This window comes from Actinomycetospora chlora, from assembly GCF_039542135.1.
Classification (GTDB): domain Bacteria; phylum Actinomycetota; class Actinomycetes; order Mycobacteriales; family Pseudonocardiaceae; genus Actinomycetospora; species Actinomycetospora chlora.
Genome location: NZ_BAABHO010000008.1, coordinates 133,706 through 149,993, shown reverse-complemented (window position 1 = coordinate 149,993; position 16,288 = coordinate 133,706). Strand labels below are relative to the sequence as shown.

Genomic DNA, 16,288 nt, shown 5'->3' with positions numbered 1-16,288 from the left:
CCTCGGGGTCCCGCGCGGCGCCGCGGTCGGGTCGGTCGTCGACGCGGCCGCGGCGCGGACGGGGTGGGCGACCGCGGCCGTCGGCACCCTGCTGGCCGGCCCGCCGCCACCGGACGACGCGGCGCTGGTCGCGCTCGCCGGCGACCTGGACCGCCTGCGCGAGGCCGTGCGGGGGTCGTGATCGGATGGGCGCCGTGACGGACACCGCGGTCGGGGCCGACGAGGCGCGCGAGGCCCTCCTGGCGCTGCGCCGCGAGGTGGCCAAGGCCGTCGTCGGGCACGACTCCGCGGTGACGGGGCTGGTCATCGCCCTGCTGTGCCGGCGTCACGTCCTGCTCGAGGGCGTGCCGGGCGTCGCCAAGACGCTGCTGGTGCGGTCGGTCGCGGCGGCGCTGTCGCTGGAGGAGCGGCGGGTGCAGTTCACCCCCGACCTCATGCCCGGCGACGTCACCGGCTCGCTGGTCTACGACGCCCGCAGCGCCGAGTTCTCGTTCCGTCCCGGGCCGGTGTTCACCAACCTCCTGCTCGCCGACGAGATCAACCGCACGCCGCCCAAGACGCAGGCCTCGCTGCTGGAGGCGATGGAGGAGTACCAGGTCTCGGTGGACGGCGTGCCGCGCCCGCTGCCCGACCCTTTCGTCGTCGCCGCCACGCAGAACCCCGTCGAGTACGAGGGCACCTACCCGCTGCCCGAGGCCCAGCTCGACCGCTTCCTGCTCAAGCTCGTGCTGCCCCTGCCCCCGCGCGACGACGAGATCCGCATGCTGTCGCGCCACGCCGAGGGCTTCGACCCCCGCGACCTCGCCGGCGCCGGTGTCCGGGCCGTCGCCGGGGCGGAGCACCTGCGCGCCGGGCGGGCCGCGGTCGGGCGGGTCACGGCGCGGCCCGAGGTGCTCGCCTACGTCGTCGACCTGTGCCGTGCGACGCGCTCGTCGCCGTCGCTGCGCCTGGGGGTGTCCCCGCGCGGGGCGACCGCGCTGCTGCTCGCCGCCCGCAGCTGGGCCTGGCTCTCGGGCCGGGAGTACGTCACGCCCGACGACGTGCAGGCCCTCGCCCTGCCCGTCCTGCGCCACCGGGTCGCGGTGCGCGCCGAGGCCGAGATCGAGGGCGTGACGGCGGACGGCGTCGTGTCCGGGGTGCTCGGGGCCGTCCCCGTGCCCCGCTGAGCATGGCCGTCACCGGGCGGTTCGCGCTGCTGGTCGCGCTCGGCGCGCTGGTCGTCGGGCTGCTGTGGCCGTCGGGTACCGGGGTGCTGGTGGTGTCCGGCGTGCTGGTGCTGCTGGCGGTGGCCGACGCGCTGGCCGCGATCCGGGTCCGCTCGCTGCGGTTCGAACGCGAGCAGGACCCCACCACGACACTGCGGCTCGGGACGTCGCTGGAGGTCGGGCTGCGGGTGGCCGACCCGGGCCGGCGGCGCGCGGTGCTCGTCCTGCGCGACGCGTGGGAGCCGTCGGCCGGCGCGACCCCGTCGCGGCACCGCCTGGTGGTGCCGGCGGGGGAGCGGCGCCGGGTCACGACGACGCTGACCCCCACCCGTCGCGGTGACCGCGACGCGGTGGGGGTGACGGTGCGCTCGCTCGGGCCGCTGGGGCTCGCCGCGCGCCAAGGGCGCCGCGACGTGCCCCTGCGCGTGCGGGTGCTGCCGGCGTTCGGATCGCGGCGCCACCTGCCGTCGCGGCTGGCCCGGCTGCGCGAGCTCGACGGGCGGCGGGCGGTGCAGGTCCGCGGGGCGGGCACCGAGTTCGACTCGCTGCGCGAGTACGTGGCCGGCGACGACGTCCGCTCGATCGACTGGCGGGCCTCGGCGCGGTCGAGCGAGCTCGTCGTGCGCACGTGGCGCCCGGAGCGCGACCGCCACGTCCTCGTCGTCGTCGACACCGGGCGCAGCGCCGCGGGCCGGGTGGGCGACGCGCCGCGGCTCGACGCGGCCCTCGACACCGCGCTGCTGCTCGCCGCCCTCGCCTCCCGCGGCGGCGACCGGGTCGACCTGCTGGCCCTCGACCGCGAGGTGCGGGCCTCGGTGCTCGGGGCGACGGCGGGCGACCTCCTGCCGTCGCTGGTGACGGCGATGGCCCCGCTCGAGCCGCGGCTGGTCGAGACCGACATGCGCCTGCTGGCCTCGTCGGTGCTCGCCCGGGCCGGGCGGCGCAGCCTCGTCGTGCTGGTCACCGGGCTCGACGAGGCCGCCATCGGCGAGGGCCTCGAGCCCGTCCTCGGCTCGCTGCTGCGCCGCCACACCGTGCTGCTCGCCGCCGTCGCCGACCCCGGCCTGGCGACGATGGCCGCCGGGCGCGGGGACGCCGAGGCCGTCTACACGGCCGCGGCCGCCGGCACCGCTCGGGCGTCGCGACGTCGGGTCGCCGAGCGTCTGGCCCGCCGCGGCGTCGAGGTCGTCGACGCCGCGCCCGACGACCTGCCCCCGGCCGTGGCCGACCGCTACCTCGCGCTCAAGGCCGCCGGGCGTCTCTAGCTAGACGTGGGGAAAGTCCTCGCCCGTGTAGGGCGTGGGCTCGACCATGACGAGCCAGTTGCCCGAGCTGTCGCGGAACACCGCCTCGACGCCGTAGGGCCGCTCGGCGGGCTCCTGGACGAACTCCACGCCCCGCTCCACCAGCCGCCGGTGCTCGGCGCGGCAGTCGTCGGTGGCGATCCCGAACCCGCCCATCGACCCGGCGGCGAGGGCGCGGCGGACGGCGCCGGCCATCTCCTCGTTCAGCGGCGGCCCCGGGAGCATCAGCGTCACCTGCAGCTCGGGGTGGTCGGGCTGGTGCACCGTGACCCAGCGGAAACCCTCGCCGAGGGTGACATCGGTGCCCTCCGCGAACCCGAGCACGTCGCAGTAGAACTTCTTCGCCTCGTCCTGGTCGGTGACGTACAGGGTGACGAGGGAGACTCCCGTGATCATGGGGAGGATTGTCCCGGGCCGAGGCCCTGGCGCGGCTTCTCCGCGATTGCTCGGTCCCGGTCGGACAAGCCGTGCATCAGCACGAAGCAGCCGGGGATCCGCGGCGCACCGGCCGCCGACCACCGTGCCTGGTAGGCCGACGGGCTCGTCCCGACCAGGCGGCGGAACCGTGCCGAGAACGACCCGAGGGACTCGTACCCGACGAGCCGGCACACCTCGGTGACGGTGAGGTCGGTGGCGCGCAGGAGGTCCTGGGCCCGCTCGACACGCCGCTCGGTCAGGTAGGCGTGCGGGGTGCGGCCGTAGGTGCGGGCGAAGCAGCGCAGGAAGTGGTACTTCGACAGGCCCGCCGTCGCGGCCAGGGCGTCGAGGTCGAGGGGCTGCGCGTAGTGCCGGTCGATCCGGTCGCGGGCCCGGCGCAGCCCCACGAGCAGGTCCTCGGGGACGGGCGGCACGTCAGCCCGCGCTCGGCAGGGCCGCCCCGCGGCGGTCGTCGGCCAGGTCGGCCAGCGCGGGGGCCGTCGGCCCGTGCCGCCGCACGAGCACCACGCCCCACAGCACGTAGGCGGCGAACGCGGCCTCGGCGAGCACGCCGATCCCGACGCGGGCCCACGTCGGCAGCCCGGACGGCGTCACGAACGCCTCGATCACGCCGGACACCAGCAGCAGCACCGCCACGCCCAGGGCCATGCCGACCGTGGTGCGGCCCTGCCGGGCCAGGGACTCCGACCGCGTCAGCGGCCCCGGCGCGATCCACGACCAGCCCAGCCGCAGCCCGGCGCCCGCGGCGACGAAAAGCGCCGTGAGCTCGAGCAGGCCGTGCGGGGTGATCAGGCCGAAGAACAGGTCCGCGCGCCCGTTCGCGGCGAGGATGCCCCCGGAGATCCCGACGTTGACGACGTTCTGCAGCAGCACCCACAGCACCGGCACCACCAGCACCCCGGTGACCAGGCAGACCGCGGCGAGCCAGGCGTTGTTGGTCCACACCCGGGCGGCGAACGACGACGCCGGCGCCGAGCTGTAGTACTGCTCGAACTCCTGCTCGACCAGCCGGCGCGTCTCCTCCGGCGGCAGCAGGGCGGCCTGGACGTCGGGGGAGCGGGCGACCCACGTCCCCACCACGACCATGACGACGGTGCTGACGGCGAGCGTCGTGAGCCACCACCGCCACGACGCGGCGAGGGCGACGGCGAAGCCGACCGTCGCGAAGCGGGTGAGGTCGCGCCAGGACGACGTGGTCGACCCGGTGATCGCCGTGCGGGCGCGCGCGACGAGCGTCGAGAGCCGCGCGACGAGGGCCGGGTCGGGCGAGGTGGAGCGCACCAGCGACAGGTGGGTGGCCGTCCGCTCGTAGAGGGCGACGACCTCGTCGACCTCCGCGCCGGTCCAGCGCCGCCGGTCGAGCAGGTCGGCGAGCCGCTCCCACTCGCCGCGGTGCGCGGCCACGTACGCGTCGACGTCCACGGCGGCCGATCCTCCCACCGGCGGTGCGGGGTCGCTGGCATGCTGGCCGCGTGGACCGCGTGGTGATCGGGGAGGCGGTCGAGCTCGAGGTGCGCACCGCGCGGCTGCCCAGCCGCGCGCTCGCGCTGGGCCTCGACGTCGTGGTCATGGTCGTGCTGCTGGTCCTCCTGCTGCTCCTGACCTCGCTGATCGGCTCCGAGGTCGACGACGCGCTCGCCGCCGCCGTCGGGATCGGGGTGGTGGTCGGCGTGTTCGTCGGCTACCCGCTGCTCTGGGAGACGCTGACGCGCGGCCGCTCGCCGGGGAAGTACGCGATGGGCCTGCGGGTGGTGCGCACCGACGGCGGGCCGATCGTCTTCCGGCACGCCCTGGCCCGCGCCCTGGCCGGGTTCATCGTCGACTTCGGGCTCCTCTCGGGGTTCACCGGCATCGTCGCGATCGTCGTGTCCGCGAGCACCGCCCGCGGCCAGCGCGTCGGCGACCTGCTCGCCGGCACGCTCGTGGTCCGCGTGCGGCTGCCGCGCACCGGCCTCGACGCCCTGCCGCCCGCCGACCCCGCCCTCGCCGCGTGGGCCACGGGCTGCCAGCTCTCCCGCCTGCCCGACGACCTCGCGCTCACCGCCCGCCAGTTCCTCGTCCGGGCTCCGCAGCTGGCCCCGTCGGTGCGGGCGTCGCTGGCCGAGCGGATCGCCGCCGACGTCGCCGGCCGCGTCGCCCCGCCCCCGCCGTGGGGCGTGCCGGCCGAGGCCTACCTGCTCGCCGTGCTCGGCGAGCGCCGCCGGCGCGAGACCGCCCGGCTCGGCGGCCCACCACCGGCGTGGACGCCCCCGCCCCCGGGCCCACCGCCGCCGGCCCCACCTCCTCCGCCCCGGACCCCGGCTCCGCCACCGGCGCCGGCCACCCCGGCACCCTCGACGGGCGGCTTCGCGCCACCGGGGTGAGGAGCGAGGGACTCCTCCGCTCCGGCCGGCGGAACCAGGGCGTCCCTCGCTCCCGTGTCACCACCCCCCGCGCGAGCGCGGTGGGGCGCCTTGCCACGATCGGACCGTGTCCACCGACCCCACGGCCCCGCCGGCGAGCGCCGAGGAGACCGCCCCGCGCCGCCCCGGGATCGTCGTGGCCGCCCCGGTGCTGGGCGCGATGGCCCTGGTCAGCGCCTGGACGGGCTGGAGCGGGCTGGCGCTCGGGCTCGTCGCGATCGTGGTCGCCCTCGCCGCGCTGGCCCGGCTGCGCGGCCACCGCGACCTCCCCGGCCACCCGCGGCGCGGACCGGTCGCCGGCCTCGCTCTGGGCGTCGTCGCGGTCGGGATCGCCGTTGCCGTCGAGTGGAGCACGCTCGCCGGCGCGGTGACGTACCTCGAGACCGGCAGCGTCCGCACCCTCGACGAGTGCATGCGCCAGGCGCAGAACGAGAAGGAACAGCACGTCTGCAAGTCCCAGCACCTCGACGAGTACCGCGCCCGCTACCCGACCGAGATCGACCCGTGAGGCGCACCGCGCCAGCGGTCGCCCTCGCGGTCCTGCTGGGGCTGCCCGCCGCGGTGACGGCGGTGCTCCTGCGCGGACCCGCCGGCTACGCCGAACTGGGCCTCGCCGACCCGGGCGCGGCGCTGCGGGTGATGGTGCCGGTGCTGCGGACGGTCGTCGACCTCGCCGGCGCCGCGACCGTCGGCGGGCTGCTCGTCGCGCTGGTCGTCGCGACGCCCCCGGCCGGGGACGACGCCTTCAGCCCGACCGGGCGGCGGGCGCTGGGGCTCGCGCGGTGGTCGGCCTGGGTGGGGGCCGGCGCGGCGGCTCTGTCGGTACCCGCGGTCCTGGCCGAGACGCTCGGCGGCCGCCTGCGGCTCGGTCCCGACCTCGTGACGGTCATGCTCGCGCGCGGCGAGCCGGTGAGCTGGCTGCTGGCCGCCGTCCTCGGCGTGGCGGCGGCGGTGGCGGCCGGCGAGGTCCGCCGCTGGACCGGGGGCGCCGCCGTCCTCGGTCTCGCCGTCGCGGGGCTGCTCGCCCCCGTCGCCACCGGTCACGCCGCCGACGGGCTGGGCCACGACCTCTTCCTGCCCGCCCTCGCCGCCCACGTCGTGGCCGCGGCGGCGTGGCTGGGGACGCTCGGCGTGCTGGCGCTCGTGGGTGGTGATGCCCGAGCGTGGTGGCGCGCCGCCCGGATCGGCACGGCCGCGGGCATCGTCACGGTCGTCTCCGGCGCCGTCGCCGCCGGGGTGGCGCTGACGGCCCCCGGCGGCGAGGGGGTCGGGCCCGACTACACCGTCCTCGTCCTGCTCACCGCCGCGCTCGCGGTTGTGGCGGGCGGGGTGCTCCTGCGGCGGCGCACCGGGCGCGTGGCGTGGCCGGTCGAGCTCGGGGTGCTCGCGGTGGTCGTCGGGCTGTCGGCGGTCGCGTCGCGCGCGGTCCCGCCGGTGCAGGCGCCGGGCGCGGCCAGTGCGCCGGCGGCGATCCTGGGCTACGGCCTCGCCGCGGCCCCCGACCCGTGGGTGCTGGCGACGTCGTGGCGCCCCGAGCTGACCTCGCTGACCCTGGCGCTCGTGCTCGCCGCGCTCTACGCGGGTGGCCTGCGGCGGCTCGCGCGGGAGGGCGCGCGCTGGCCGGTCGGGCGCTCGGTGGCGTGGTTCGCCGGGTGCGCGCTGCTGGTCGTCGCCACCTCGTCGGGGCTCGGGCGCTACGGCCCGGCCGTGCTGAGCATCCACGTCGCCGGCCACATGCTCGTCGCCACCGCCGTGCCGCTGCTGTGGTCGCTGGGGGCGCCCGTGGTGCTGGCCCGGCGGACGCTGCGCGAGGCGCCGCCCGGTGGTCGGGAGGGTCCGGCGGAGTGGCTGGAGCACGTGCTGGCCGCGCCGACCCTGCGGGTCGCCGTGAACCCGGTCGTCGCGCTCGTGCTCGTCGTCGGCTCGCCGGCGCTGCTCTACCTCACCCCGGTGTTCTCGCTGACCCAGCCGCTGGGCTGGCTGCAGCCGCTGATGACGCTGTGGTTCCTGCTGGTCGGGGTGCTCTTCCTCGGTCCGCTGGTGGCCGGGCCCCCGAACGGGCCGGGACTGCCGCCGCTGGCCCGGCTGACGTTCCTGCTGGCGTCGATGCCGCTGCACGCCCTCGTCGGGCTGGACATGCTCGCCGCCGACCACCCCATCTCGCGCACGCCCGTGCTGCCCGCGGACGGCGGGAGCGGGCAGGTGTTCGTCGACGACTTCTTCGTGCGCCTGCGCCTGCCCTGGGCGCCCGACCTGCTCGCCGACCAGCACGTGGCCGGCGTCCTGGCCTGGCTGCTGGGCGACCTCCCGCTGCTGGCGGCGGTACTGGTGGTGCTCGTCGGGTGGTCGCGGCAGGCCCGCACCGAGGACGCCGACCGCCGCGCCGACCTGCTCGCCGGGCTGGGATCCCGCTGATCCGTCTCACGATGTGGGACAGATTTCCTGCGGACTGGGCGGCGATGGCGTAGACAGACCCCGTGCGCTCCCGTCGACGCTGGGCCGTCCTCGCCGTGGGTGTCGCGGCGCAGACCGCGGCGAGCGCGGTCGTGTACGGCGTGCCCTTCCTCGTGCCGAGCCTGCGCGACGAGCGCGGGCTCTCCCTGGCCGCGGTGGGGATCGTCGTCGCCGCGCCGACCCTCGGGCTGCTCGTCGCGCTGATCGCGTGGGGCGCGGTGGTCGACCGGGTCGGTGAGCGCGTGCCGATGGCCCTCGGGCTGGGGGTGTGCGGCGTGCTCACCACCGGGCTCGCGCTGCTCGCGCCGCGGTCGCTCGCGGTGGCCGTCGTCCTCCTCGTGCTCGCCGGCATCGGCGCCGCCTCGGTGAACGCCGCCAGCGGCCGCCTGATCATGGGCTGGTTCGGCGTCGAGGAGCGCGGCGTCGCGATGGGGATCCGCCAGACCGCGCAGCCGCTGGGCGTGGCCGTCGCCGGGCTGGTGCTGCCGACGCTGGCCCAGCGGGAGGGCTCGTTCGTCGCCCTGGGCTGGCCGGCGCTCGCGTGCGCGGTGTGCGCGGTGCTGGTGCTGCTCGTGGCCGCCGATCCGCCGCGCCCGTCGCGCGCCCCCGGCGAGGCGCCGCCCGCCTCGCCCTACCGCAGCGCCGTCCTGCCCCGCGTGCACGCGGCGAGCGCGCTGCTCGTCCTGCCGCAGTTCGCGATCTCGGCGTTCTCGCTGGAGTACCTGGTGCGCGAGCAGGGCTGGTCGCCGGGAACCGCGGGGATCTTCGTGGCCGCCGCGCAGATCGCCGGGGCGGCCGGGCGGATCGGCAGCGGCTGGTGGTCCGACCGCGTGGGGTCCCGCCTGCGCCCGATGCGGCTGCTCGCGGGGGCCAGCGCCGCGGTGCTGCTCGTGTTCTCGCTGGGCGACCTCACGGTCGGGCTGATCGCGGTGGCGGCCATCGCGGCCGGGTCGGTCATCACCGTCGCCGACAACGGCCTGGCCTTCACCGCCACCGCCGAGATCGCCGGCAGCGCCTGGTCGGGTCGTGCCCTCGGCGTGCAGAACACCACGCAGAACCTCGTCGCCACCGCCGCGCCGCCCGTGCTCGGGGCCCTGATCGGCGCGTCGAGCTACGCGCTGGGCTTCGCCGTCGCCGCGATCGCCCCGCTGGCGGCCATCGCCGTCACGCCGGTGCGCGACGAGCCGGTGCCCGGGCGGGTGGCCGCCCGGGAGCGCTCGTGACCCGCTGGCGCGTCCGCCGCGCCGTCGACGCCGACGCCGAGCGGATCGGCGAGATCACCGTCGCGGGCTGGCGGAACGCCTACCGCGGCATCGTGCCCGACGACCGGCTCGACGCCCTCGACGCCGCCGAGGTGGCCGCCCGCCGCCGCGACGCGATCGCCGCCCCGGAGCCGATGGGGGTCTTCGTCGCGGAGGACGACACCGGGGTGGCGGGCTACGTCATCGTCGGCCCGCCCTTCTCCGACGAGCTCACCGGCGACGGCCCGGGCCCCACCGGCCTGCTCATGACGCTCTACCTCGACCCGCCGGTCATCGGCACCGGCGCCGGGGGCCTGCTGCACGACGCCGGCGTCGCGCACCTGCGGGCGGCGGGCTTCCGCCGCGCCGAGCTGTGGGTCTACACCGCCAACACCGACGCCCAGGCGTTCTACGCCCACCGTGGCTGGCGCGTCGACGGCGAGCCCTACCAGGGCCCGGAGTGGTCGGCGCCGGCAACGCGGTGGGCGCTGGACCTCTAGACCCGTCAGGCTCCGTCAGACCAGGAACCGGAACGCCGGCGACCCCGGCTCCAGCGCCTCGATCTGCAGCGGCGAGCGGGCCATGCGCTCGAGCAGGGGCTCGAGGTCGCCGCGCGCCCCGATCTCGACGCCGACGAGCGCCGGGCCCGACTCCCGGTTGTCCTTCTTGACGTACTCGAAGCGCGTGACGTCGTCGTCCGGCCCGAGCACCTCGTCGAGGAAGCGGCGCAGCGCGCCGGGCTCCTGGGGGAACTCGACGAGGAAGTAGTGCTTGAGGCCCTGGAAGCGCAGCGAGCGCTCGATGACCTCGGCGTAGCGCGAGACGTCGTTGTTGCCGCCGGAGAGGACGACCACCACGGTCTCGCCGGGCACGAGGTCCAGCCCCGGCCCGTCGGGACGGATCGCGGCGCCGGCCAGGGCGCCCGCGGGCTCGGCGATGATCCCGTCGCTCTGGTAGAGCGCGAGCATCTCGGTGCAGACCAGGCCCTCGTCGACCGCCACCAGCTCGGCCCCCGAGCGGCGGATCATCGGGTAGGTCACCGCGCCGGCCCTGCGCACCGCGGCGCCGTCGACGAAGCGGTCGAAGCCGTGCTCGTCGAGCATCACCGGGCTGCCCGCGTGCAGCGCGGCGGCCACGTTGCGGGCCCCGGCCGGCTCGACGCCGATGACCCGCGTGCGCGGGTGGGTGGCCTGCAGCCAGGTCGCGGTGCCGGCGAGCAGCCCGCCGCCGCCGACGGGGACGACGATGGTGTCGGGCGCCTCGCCCAGCTGCTCGACGATCTCGGCGACGACCGTGGCCTGGCCGGCGACGGTGCGCGTGTCGTCGAACGCGGGGACCAGCGTCGCGCCGGTCTCCTCCGACCACCGCGTCGCCGCCGCGGACGCCTCGTCGTAGGTGTCGCCGGCGACCACCAGGTCGATCATCTCGCCGCCGAGGGCGATGATGCGCTCGCGCTTCTGGCGCGGCGTCGTCGACGGGATGACGACGCGGCCGGCCACCCGGTGCGCGGCGCAGGCGAACGCGAAGCCCTGGGCGTGGTTGCCGGCGCTGGCGCAGACGACGCCGGCCGCGCGGGCCTCCTCGTCGAGCTGGCTGATGAGGTTGTAGGCGCCGCGCAGCTTGTACGAGCGACCCACCTGCAGGTCCTCGCGCTTGAACCAGACCTGGGTGCCGGTGGCGCCGGAGAGCCGCGGGTTGCGCTGCAGCGGGGTCCGCTCGGCAATACCGGTCAGACGCTCCGACGCCTCGAGGACCTGCTTCTCGAACGCCGTACCGTCGCCGCGCGCCATGGGTGTCCCGCTCCTCGCTCACCAGGGGTTGATCCCTCGATGGTAGGTCGACCCCCGCGTCCACCCCGGGGTGACCCCGAGGAGATCCGGGGTCGGGTACGTCCCGACGCTGACGACGCGGCGCCCCGGCGCCCCTAGCGTTCCCGGGGTGGACCGGATCCGGTGGCCGCGCCGCGGCGACGTGCTGCTCGCCGCGGTGGTCGCCGCCGGCTGCCTGGCAGGGACGGCGGTCACCGCGACGCCCGCGGACCGCCCGTGGTGGCCCGGCGGCGCGGCCCTCGTCGTGGCCGGTGCGACCGCGCTGGCCTGGCGCCACCGCGCGCCCGTCGCCGTGCTCGCCCTGGTGCTCGCGGCCGTCGCGCCCTACTACTGGCTCGGCTACCCCGACGGTCCGGCGTCGCTGATGGTCGCCCTCGCGATGTACACCGTGGCGACCCGGCTCTCCTGGCCCGCGTCCGTCGGCGCGGGCCTCGTCCTGTTCGGCGTGTGGGTCGGCCTGGAGGCGGCGATCACGGCCCGCGAGGGCGTCACGGGCCCGGCCGACCGCGACCACCTCATGTGGATCGTCGTCACCGTGGCCGTCGGGGTGGCGGTCGGCGGGGTGCGCCGCGCCCAGGCGGCCGCGGCGGAGCGGGCGCAGGAGGCGGCCCGGCGCCGCCGCGAGGAGGAGCGGGTGCGCCTGGCCCGCGAGGTGCACGACGTCGTCTCGCACAGCCTGGCGATGATCTCGGTGCAGGCCGGGGTGGGCGCCCACGTCGCCGACCGGCGCCCGGAGCAGGCCGTCGCCGCCCTGCTCGAGATCAAGGAGGCCAGCCGTGCCGCGCTGGCCGAGCTGCGCACCACCCTCGCGGTGCTGCGCGAGGCCGAGCCCCCGGAGGCGAACGGCCTGCACCGCCTCGACGAGGTCACCCGGGTCGCCGGTCTCGCGGGCGTCGACGTGGAGGTGCGGGGGAGCGCGGGACGCCTCGACCCGGCCGTCGACGACGCCGCCTTCCGCATCGTGCGCGAGGCCGTCACCAACACCGTGCGGCACGCGCGCGGGGCCCGGCGCGTCACCGTCGACGTCACCCGCGACGACGGGCAGGTCCGGCTGCGCGTCGCCGACGACGGCGGGCCGGCCGCGCCGCCCCGACCGGGCCACGGCCTGCGGGGGCTGGCGGAGCACGCCGCCGCGGTCGGCGGGCGGTCGTCGGTGACATCGGGACCGGAGGGGTTCGTCGTCGAGGCCGCCCTGCCGGCGGCGAGCCGATGAGCAGCGTCCGCACCAGGGTGGTGCTGGCCGACGACCAGCAGCTCATCCGCGCCGGCCTGCGCGTCCTGCTCGAGACCGAGGACGGCTTCGCGGTGGTGGGCGAGGCCGCCGACGGCGCGGCCGCCGTCGCCGCCGTCCGGGAGGCGCGCCCCGACGTCGTCGTCATGGACGTGCGCATGCCCGGCGTCGACGGGCTCGCGGCGCTGGAGACGATCGTCGCCGACCCGTCGCTGTCGGGGACGGCGGTCCTCGTGCTGACCACGTTCGACCTCGACGAGTACGTCTACCGCGCCCTGCGCGCCGGGGCGGCCGGGTTCCTGCTCAAGGACGCCGAGCCGGGCGAGCTCGTGCGGGCGATCGCGCTGGTCGCCCGCGGCGAGGCGCTGCTCGCGCCGGCGGTGACCAGGCGGCTGATCGCCGAGTTCGCCGGGCGGCCCCAGCCGCTCGTGGCCGCGACCCGGCTCGACGTGCTCACCCCGCGCGAGCGGGAGGTCCTCACGCTGGTCGGCGCCGGGCTGACCAACGACGAGATCGCCGCCCGGCTGGTGATCAGCCCGGCCACCGCCCGCACCCACGTCGGGCGCCTGCTGACCAAGCTCGACGCCCGCGACCGCGTCCAGCTCGTCGTCATCGCCTACGAGACGGCCCTGGTGACGCCCCGGGGGTGCGTCAGCGCCCGGGCGTAGGCCGGGGACACGTCGCCGGGCCGACGACCGTGACGCCCCCTCGCGGCGACGCTCGCCGCCGTGTCCCCGCTCTCCCGGCGCCGCTTCCTCGGCGCGACGCTCGCCGCCGGCGCCGCCACCGGCCTGCTCGCCGCGGGCTGCTCGCTCGACGCGCCGCTGGTGCGGTCGCCCGCCCCGGCGCGCCCGCTCGCGATCCCGCCGCTCGCCCCCTCGACCCGCGACGCCGCGGGCCGGCGCGTGGTCGAGCTCGTCGCCGCGCCGGGCGTCGCGGCGTTCCTCCCGGGCGTCGCCACCCCGACCTGGGGCTACGGCGGCCTGCCGTTCGGCGGCCCGACGCTGCGGGCGCGGCGGGGCGAGGACGTCGTCCTGCGGGTGACCAACCGCCTCCCCGAGACCACGACCACCCACTGGCACGGCGCGACGCTGCCCGCCCGCTGCGACGGCGGCCCGCACCAGCCGATCGCCCCGGGCGCGACGTGGGATGCGGCGTGGCGGATCGACCAGCCGGCGGCGACGCTCTGGTACCACCCGCACCCGCACGGGGCGACCGAGCGCCACGTCCACCGCGGGCTCGCCGGGCTCTTCCTCGTCGACGACGACGTGCCCGTCGCCCTGCCCGACCGCTACGGCGTCGACGACGTCCCGCTCGTCCTCACCGACCGCAGCTTCACGCCGGACGGGCGCTTCGACGAGGCGCACCGCAACGCCGTCGGGCTGCTCGGGGACACGGTGCTGGTCAACGGCACCGTCGCGCCCTGGTTCACCGCGACGACCACGCGCGTGCGCCTGCGGGTGCTCAACGCCTCGCCGGCGCGCAGCTACCGGCTCGCCGTCGACGACGGCGCGCCCGTCGCCCTCGTCGGCACCGACGGCGGCCTGCTGCCGGCCCCGCGCACCGTCACCGACGTGGTGCTGACGCCGGGGGAGCGGGCCGAGGTCGTCGTGGACGTGACCCCGGGCCGGCCGCGGCGGCTGCGCTCGCTGCCCCACGACCTCGGCGCCGTCAACGGCGTCGCCCGGGCCGCCGGCGGCGACGACGCGTTCGACCTGCTCGAGCTGCGCCCGGCCGCCCGCCTGGATCCCTCGCCGCCCGTGCCCGCCGTCCTGTCGCGGGAGGTCCCGCTCGACGAGCGCGCCGTGTCCCGCACCCGCGGGTTCGTCCTCCGCGGGGACCGGATCAACGGCCGGGCGATGGACCTGACCCGCGTCGACGAGGTCGTCCCCGCCGCGGCGCTCGAGCTCTGGGAGATCACCAACCGGCACACGCTGCCGCACAACCTGCACGTCCACGACGCCCGGATGCAGGTGCTCGGGCCCGGTCCGCGCGCGTGGAAGGACACGGTCGCCGTCGCCCCGGGGACCACCGTGCGGACGCTCGTGCGGGTCGGGCCGTACACCGACCCCGCGCGTCCCTACATGATCCACTGCCACCTGCTGCGCCACGAGGACGCCGGGATGATGCTGCAGTACCTCGTCGTCGGGCCCGGCCAGGCACCGGCGACGGTGCTCGGGGGACACGACCATGGGTAGGCGGCTGGCGGTCGGCGCCTTCCGCGCGGTCGCGGTGCTGCACGCGGTCCTCGCCGTCGTCCAGCCGATCGCGGCCGGCGCGGTGCTCCAGGCGTCGGTCGCCGGGCTCGAGGTGCACCGCGCCGTCGGCAGCGCGGTGGGGCTGGTCGGGATGGTCCTGGTGCCGCTCGCGGTCCTCGCCTGGCGGCCCGGGCGGCTGCCGGCGTGGCCGATCGCCGTGGCGGTGGGCCTCGTCGTCGCCGAGGTCGCCCAGATCGCCCTGGGGTACACCGGCCTCCTCGCGGTCCACGTGCCCCTGGGCGTGGCGATCGTCGCCGCGTCCGTCGCCCTCGCGTGGTGGGCCCTGCGCGTCCGGACGGTGATCGCTCCGGCTGCTCCGGCGGGGCGCTGACACCGACCCGGAGGAGCAGTCGCGGGGATCATGCGGCCACGGCCGCCTTGATCAGGGCGAGCACCGCGTCGGCGTCGGTCTCCAGCGTGTGCCAGTCCACTCGCAGCACGGTCCACCCCGCGAGGACGAGGACGTTCTGGCGCGCGTGGTCGCGGCGGAACGCCGGCAGGTCGCGGTGGTAGGCCCACCCGTCGATCTCGACGAGGACGCGCGATGCCGGAAAGGCGAGGTCGAGCACCGCGACTCCGTGGCCGCGAAGGAGGACACGGTGGTCGGCGAACCACCCGGTGATCCCGGCGTCGCGCAGGAGACGGTGGACCCGTCGCTCGGCCTCCGAGCGGGCACCGCCGGCCGCGAGCACCAGCAGGCGGACGACGACGGGCGAGCCGGGACGACCGAGCCGGGCCCGGTGGGCGCGCTGCAGGCCGTCGAGCGTCACCCGGCCCGAGAGCAGCGCCCGGTCCATGAGCGCCGCGCCGCGCCGCGCCGCAGCCCCAGCTCCGCGGCCGCGTCGACCACGGCGTCGGCGCGGGAGAGGACCGGCACGCCGTCGACGCTGCTGCGGCGTCCCGGGAGCCGGCGCCGGACGACCCGGACCCCGGGTCGCGAGCGCACGCGGCGGTCCGGCGGCACGGCGAAGCGCAGCACCTCGGGCGGCTCGTCGAGCAGCCGCAGCCACCAGGCGGCGCCGGCCCCGATCAGCGTGGCGCCCCCGCCCAGCCACAGGGACGCCGCGCGAATCCGGACCCGCGGGCCGAGGCCGTGGGCCGCCGACAGGTACACGCAGGGCCACAACAGCGTCCACAGGTGGCGGGTCAGCCGGTGCTTGATCATCGCCGGGGTCATGCCGCACTCCAGCGCCTGCTCGCGGGACAGCACGCCGTCCTGGCGCCGCAGCAGGGCGGCGAGGTCGTTCTCGGTGGTCACACGGGGTTCGACGCACCGACCGCGCGATCGGCTCCACCGATTTCCCGGCGTGATCGCCCGGGGTGCTCCGCCCGGGCGGTGCCATCGACCCGGCGGAGCACCTGGAGCGATCTCGGTCGCCGGCGCTGTCGGTGTGCGGTGCTGTCCTCCCGACGACGGCACGACGAGGGAGCTGACGATGAAGGTGCTGGTGGCCACGGCCCGGACGCAGGGCGAGCGGGAGAACGACTACCACTGGGCGATGGAGGGCGAGCTCGTGCGTGTCGGCGAGGTGTGTGGTCGCGACATCGCCGACCCCGGCGGGGGCTGCGGGTGCGGGCGGGGGTTCGCCGGCCTGAACTCGCACCGGGCGACGACGACGGCGCGGGTCGCCGAGGTGCCGTTGACCCGCCCGGAGTACGTGGAGGCGATCCGGTCGTCGTTGCAGGCGCAGGGGTGGGATCCCTGTGCCTGTTGCTCGACCGACGAGGCCGACGACCTCGCCGAGTACGTCGCGACCTGGCCGGTCGGCACCATCGTCGAACGCCGGCTCGACATCCTCCGGGTCCGCGCCCTGCCGGACGAGCTCGCGGCGTGAGCACCTCCGGTCGTCGGCCGGGCGACCTGACGCCACGGCCCCGTCGGCGCGCCGATTATCGTGGACGGCGTACGCCGGACGAGGGAGAGGA

Annotated in this window: 18 protein-coding genes and 1 pseudogene; 13 read left to right on the top strand and 6 right to left on the bottom strand. The window is 77.2% G+C overall.

Annotated features, from left to right (window positions below; genetic code table 11):
- From ABD994_RS07510 to ABD994_RS07500, 3 genes and pseudogenes are all read left to right on the top strand, one after another.
- A pseudogene (locus ABD994_RS07510) lies at window positions 1-181 on the top strand (DUF4350 domain-containing protein); the annotation flags it as partial.
- 13 nt (window positions 182-194) lie between these two features.
- Window positions 195-1,166, top strand: a complete 972-nt coding sequence (locus ABD994_RS07505; RefSeq protein ID WP_425550038.1) for an AAA family ATPase — start codon at window positions 195-197, stop codon at window positions 1,164-1,166.
- A gap of 2 nt (window positions 1,167-1,168) precedes the next feature.
- A complete protein-coding gene (locus ABD994_RS07500) occupies window positions 1,169-2,470 on the top strand; it encodes a DUF58 domain-containing protein (RefSeq protein WP_345412456.1) in 1,302 nt (433 codons plus the stop codon).
- Here ABD994_RS07500 and ABD994_RS07495 read toward each other — a convergent pair whose 3' ends face one another.
- Genes ABD994_RS07495 through ABD994_RS07485 form a run of 3 tightly spaced genes read right to left on the bottom strand, consistent with a single transcriptional unit; the run spans window position 2,471 to window position 4,369 of the window.
- Entirely contained in the window at window positions 2,471-2,905 is a 435-nt protein-coding gene (locus tag ABD994_RS07495; protein WP_345412454.1) for a VOC family protein, read from the bottom strand. It abuts the gene before it with no gap.
- Window positions 2,902-3,360, bottom strand: a complete 459-nt coding sequence (locus ABD994_RS07490) for a helix-turn-helix domain-containing protein (RefSeq protein WP_345412452.1) — start codon at window positions 3,358-3,360, stop codon at window positions 2,902-2,904. The genes ABD994_RS07495 and ABD994_RS07490 overlap by 4 nt, the downstream gene beginning before the upstream one ends.
- Before the next feature lies 1 nt (window position 3,361).
- On the bottom strand, window positions 3,362-4,369 hold the full coding sequence (locus tag ABD994_RS07485; protein ID WP_345412450.1) for a stage II sporulation protein M: 1,008 nt from the start codon (window positions 4,367-4,369) through the stop codon (window positions 3,362-3,364).
- A 50-nt stretch (window positions 4,370-4,419) separates the two neighbouring features.
- On the opposite strand from ABD994_RS07485, the gene ABD994_RS07480 reads away from it, so the two are divergent.
- The 5 genes from ABD994_RS07480 to ABD994_RS07460 all read left to right on the top strand — a co-directional run bounded on the left by ABD994_RS07480 (window position 4,420) and on the right by ABD994_RS07460 (window position 9,544).
- Window positions 4,420-5,310 carry an RDD family protein gene (locus ABD994_RS07480; RefSeq protein WP_345412448.1) on the top strand — a complete coding sequence of 297 codons (891 nt, stop codon included), beginning with the start codon at window positions 4,420-4,422 and terminating at the stop codon, window positions 5,308-5,310.
- A gap of 106 nt (window positions 5,311-5,416) precedes the next feature.
- Complete coding sequence (locus ABD994_RS07475; RefSeq protein WP_345412445.1) at window positions 5,417-5,857, top strand: hypothetical protein; 441 nt, start codon at window positions 5,417-5,419, stop codon at window positions 5,855-5,857.
- Window positions 5,854-7,764, top strand: a complete 1,911-nt coding sequence (locus ABD994_RS07470) for a cytochrome c oxidase assembly protein (RefSeq protein WP_345412443.1) — start codon at window positions 5,854-5,856, stop codon at window positions 7,762-7,764. The genes ABD994_RS07475 and ABD994_RS07470 overlap by 4 nt, the downstream gene beginning before the upstream one ends.
- Before the next feature lie 62 nt (window positions 7,765-7,826).
- Window positions 7,827-9,026 (top strand): MFS transporter, encoded by a 1,200-nt coding sequence (locus ABD994_RS07465; protein WP_345412440.1) that lies wholly within the window; start codon window positions 7,827-7,829, stop codon window positions 9,024-9,026.
- Window positions 9,023-9,544, top strand: a complete 522-nt coding sequence (locus ABD994_RS07460; RefSeq protein ID WP_345412438.1) for a GNAT family N-acetyltransferase — start codon at window positions 9,023-9,025, stop codon at window positions 9,542-9,544. Before ABD994_RS07465 ends, ABD994_RS07460 begins: the two co-directional genes overlap by 4 nt.
- Window positions 9,545-9,559: 15 nt before the next feature.
- On the opposite strand, the gene ilvA is transcribed toward ABD994_RS07460, so the two are convergent.
- Window positions 9,560-10,834, bottom strand: coding sequence for a threonine ammonia-lyase IlvA (gene ilvA, locus ABD994_RS07455; RefSeq protein WP_345412435.1), 1,275 nt, complete (start codon window positions 10,832-10,834; stop codon window positions 9,560-9,562).
- Window positions 10,835-10,982: 148 nt separating this feature from the next.
- On the opposite strand from ilvA, the gene ABD994_RS07450 reads away from it, so the two are divergent.
- The 4 genes from ABD994_RS07450 to ABD994_RS07435 are packed head-to-tail and all read left to right on the top strand — an operon-like array spanning window position 10,983 to window position 14,693.
- Entirely contained in the window at window positions 10,983-12,086 is a 1,104-nt protein-coding gene (locus ABD994_RS07450; protein WP_345412433.1) for a sensor histidine kinase, read from the top strand.
- Entirely contained in the window at window positions 12,083-12,772 is a 690-nt protein-coding gene (locus tag ABD994_RS07445) for a response regulator (RefSeq protein WP_345412430.1), read from the top strand. The genes ABD994_RS07450 and ABD994_RS07445 overlap by 4 nt, the downstream gene beginning before the upstream one ends.
- A gap of 60 nt (window positions 12,773-12,832) precedes the next feature.
- Window positions 12,833-14,302 carry a multicopper oxidase family protein gene (locus ABD994_RS07440; protein WP_345412428.1) on the top strand — a complete coding sequence of 490 codons (1,470 nt, stop codon included), beginning with the start codon at window positions 12,833-12,835 and terminating at the stop codon, window positions 14,300-14,302.
- Entirely contained in the window at window positions 14,295-14,693 is a 399-nt protein-coding gene (locus tag ABD994_RS07435) for a hypothetical protein (RefSeq protein ID WP_345412425.1), read from the top strand. The genes ABD994_RS07440 and ABD994_RS07435 overlap by 8 nt, the downstream gene beginning before the upstream one ends.
- A gap of 28 nt (window positions 14,694-14,721) precedes the next feature.
- On the opposite strand, the gene ABD994_RS07430 is transcribed toward ABD994_RS07435, so the two are convergent.
- Both ABD994_RS07430 and ABD994_RS07425 read right to left on the bottom strand, forming a co-directional pair.
- Entirely contained in the window at window positions 14,722-15,159 is a 438-nt protein-coding gene (locus tag ABD994_RS07430) for an endonuclease domain-containing protein (protein WP_345412423.1), read from the bottom strand.
- The gene (locus ABD994_RS07425) at window positions 15,129-15,620 is read right to left on the bottom strand and encodes a hypothetical protein (protein WP_345412420.1); all 492 of its coding nucleotides are present in this window, start codon (window positions 15,618-15,620) and stop codon (window positions 15,129-15,131) included. The genes ABD994_RS07430 and ABD994_RS07425 overlap by 31 nt, the downstream gene beginning before the upstream one ends.
- 178 nt (window positions 15,621-15,798) lie before the next feature.
- Between ABD994_RS07425 and ABD994_RS07420 the strand changes: the two genes are divergently transcribed.
- Entirely contained in the window at window positions 15,799-16,197 is a 399-nt protein-coding gene (locus ABD994_RS07420; protein ID WP_345412418.1) for a DUF7715 family protein, read from the top strand.
- Window positions 16,198-16,288 lie beyond the last annotated feature (91 nt).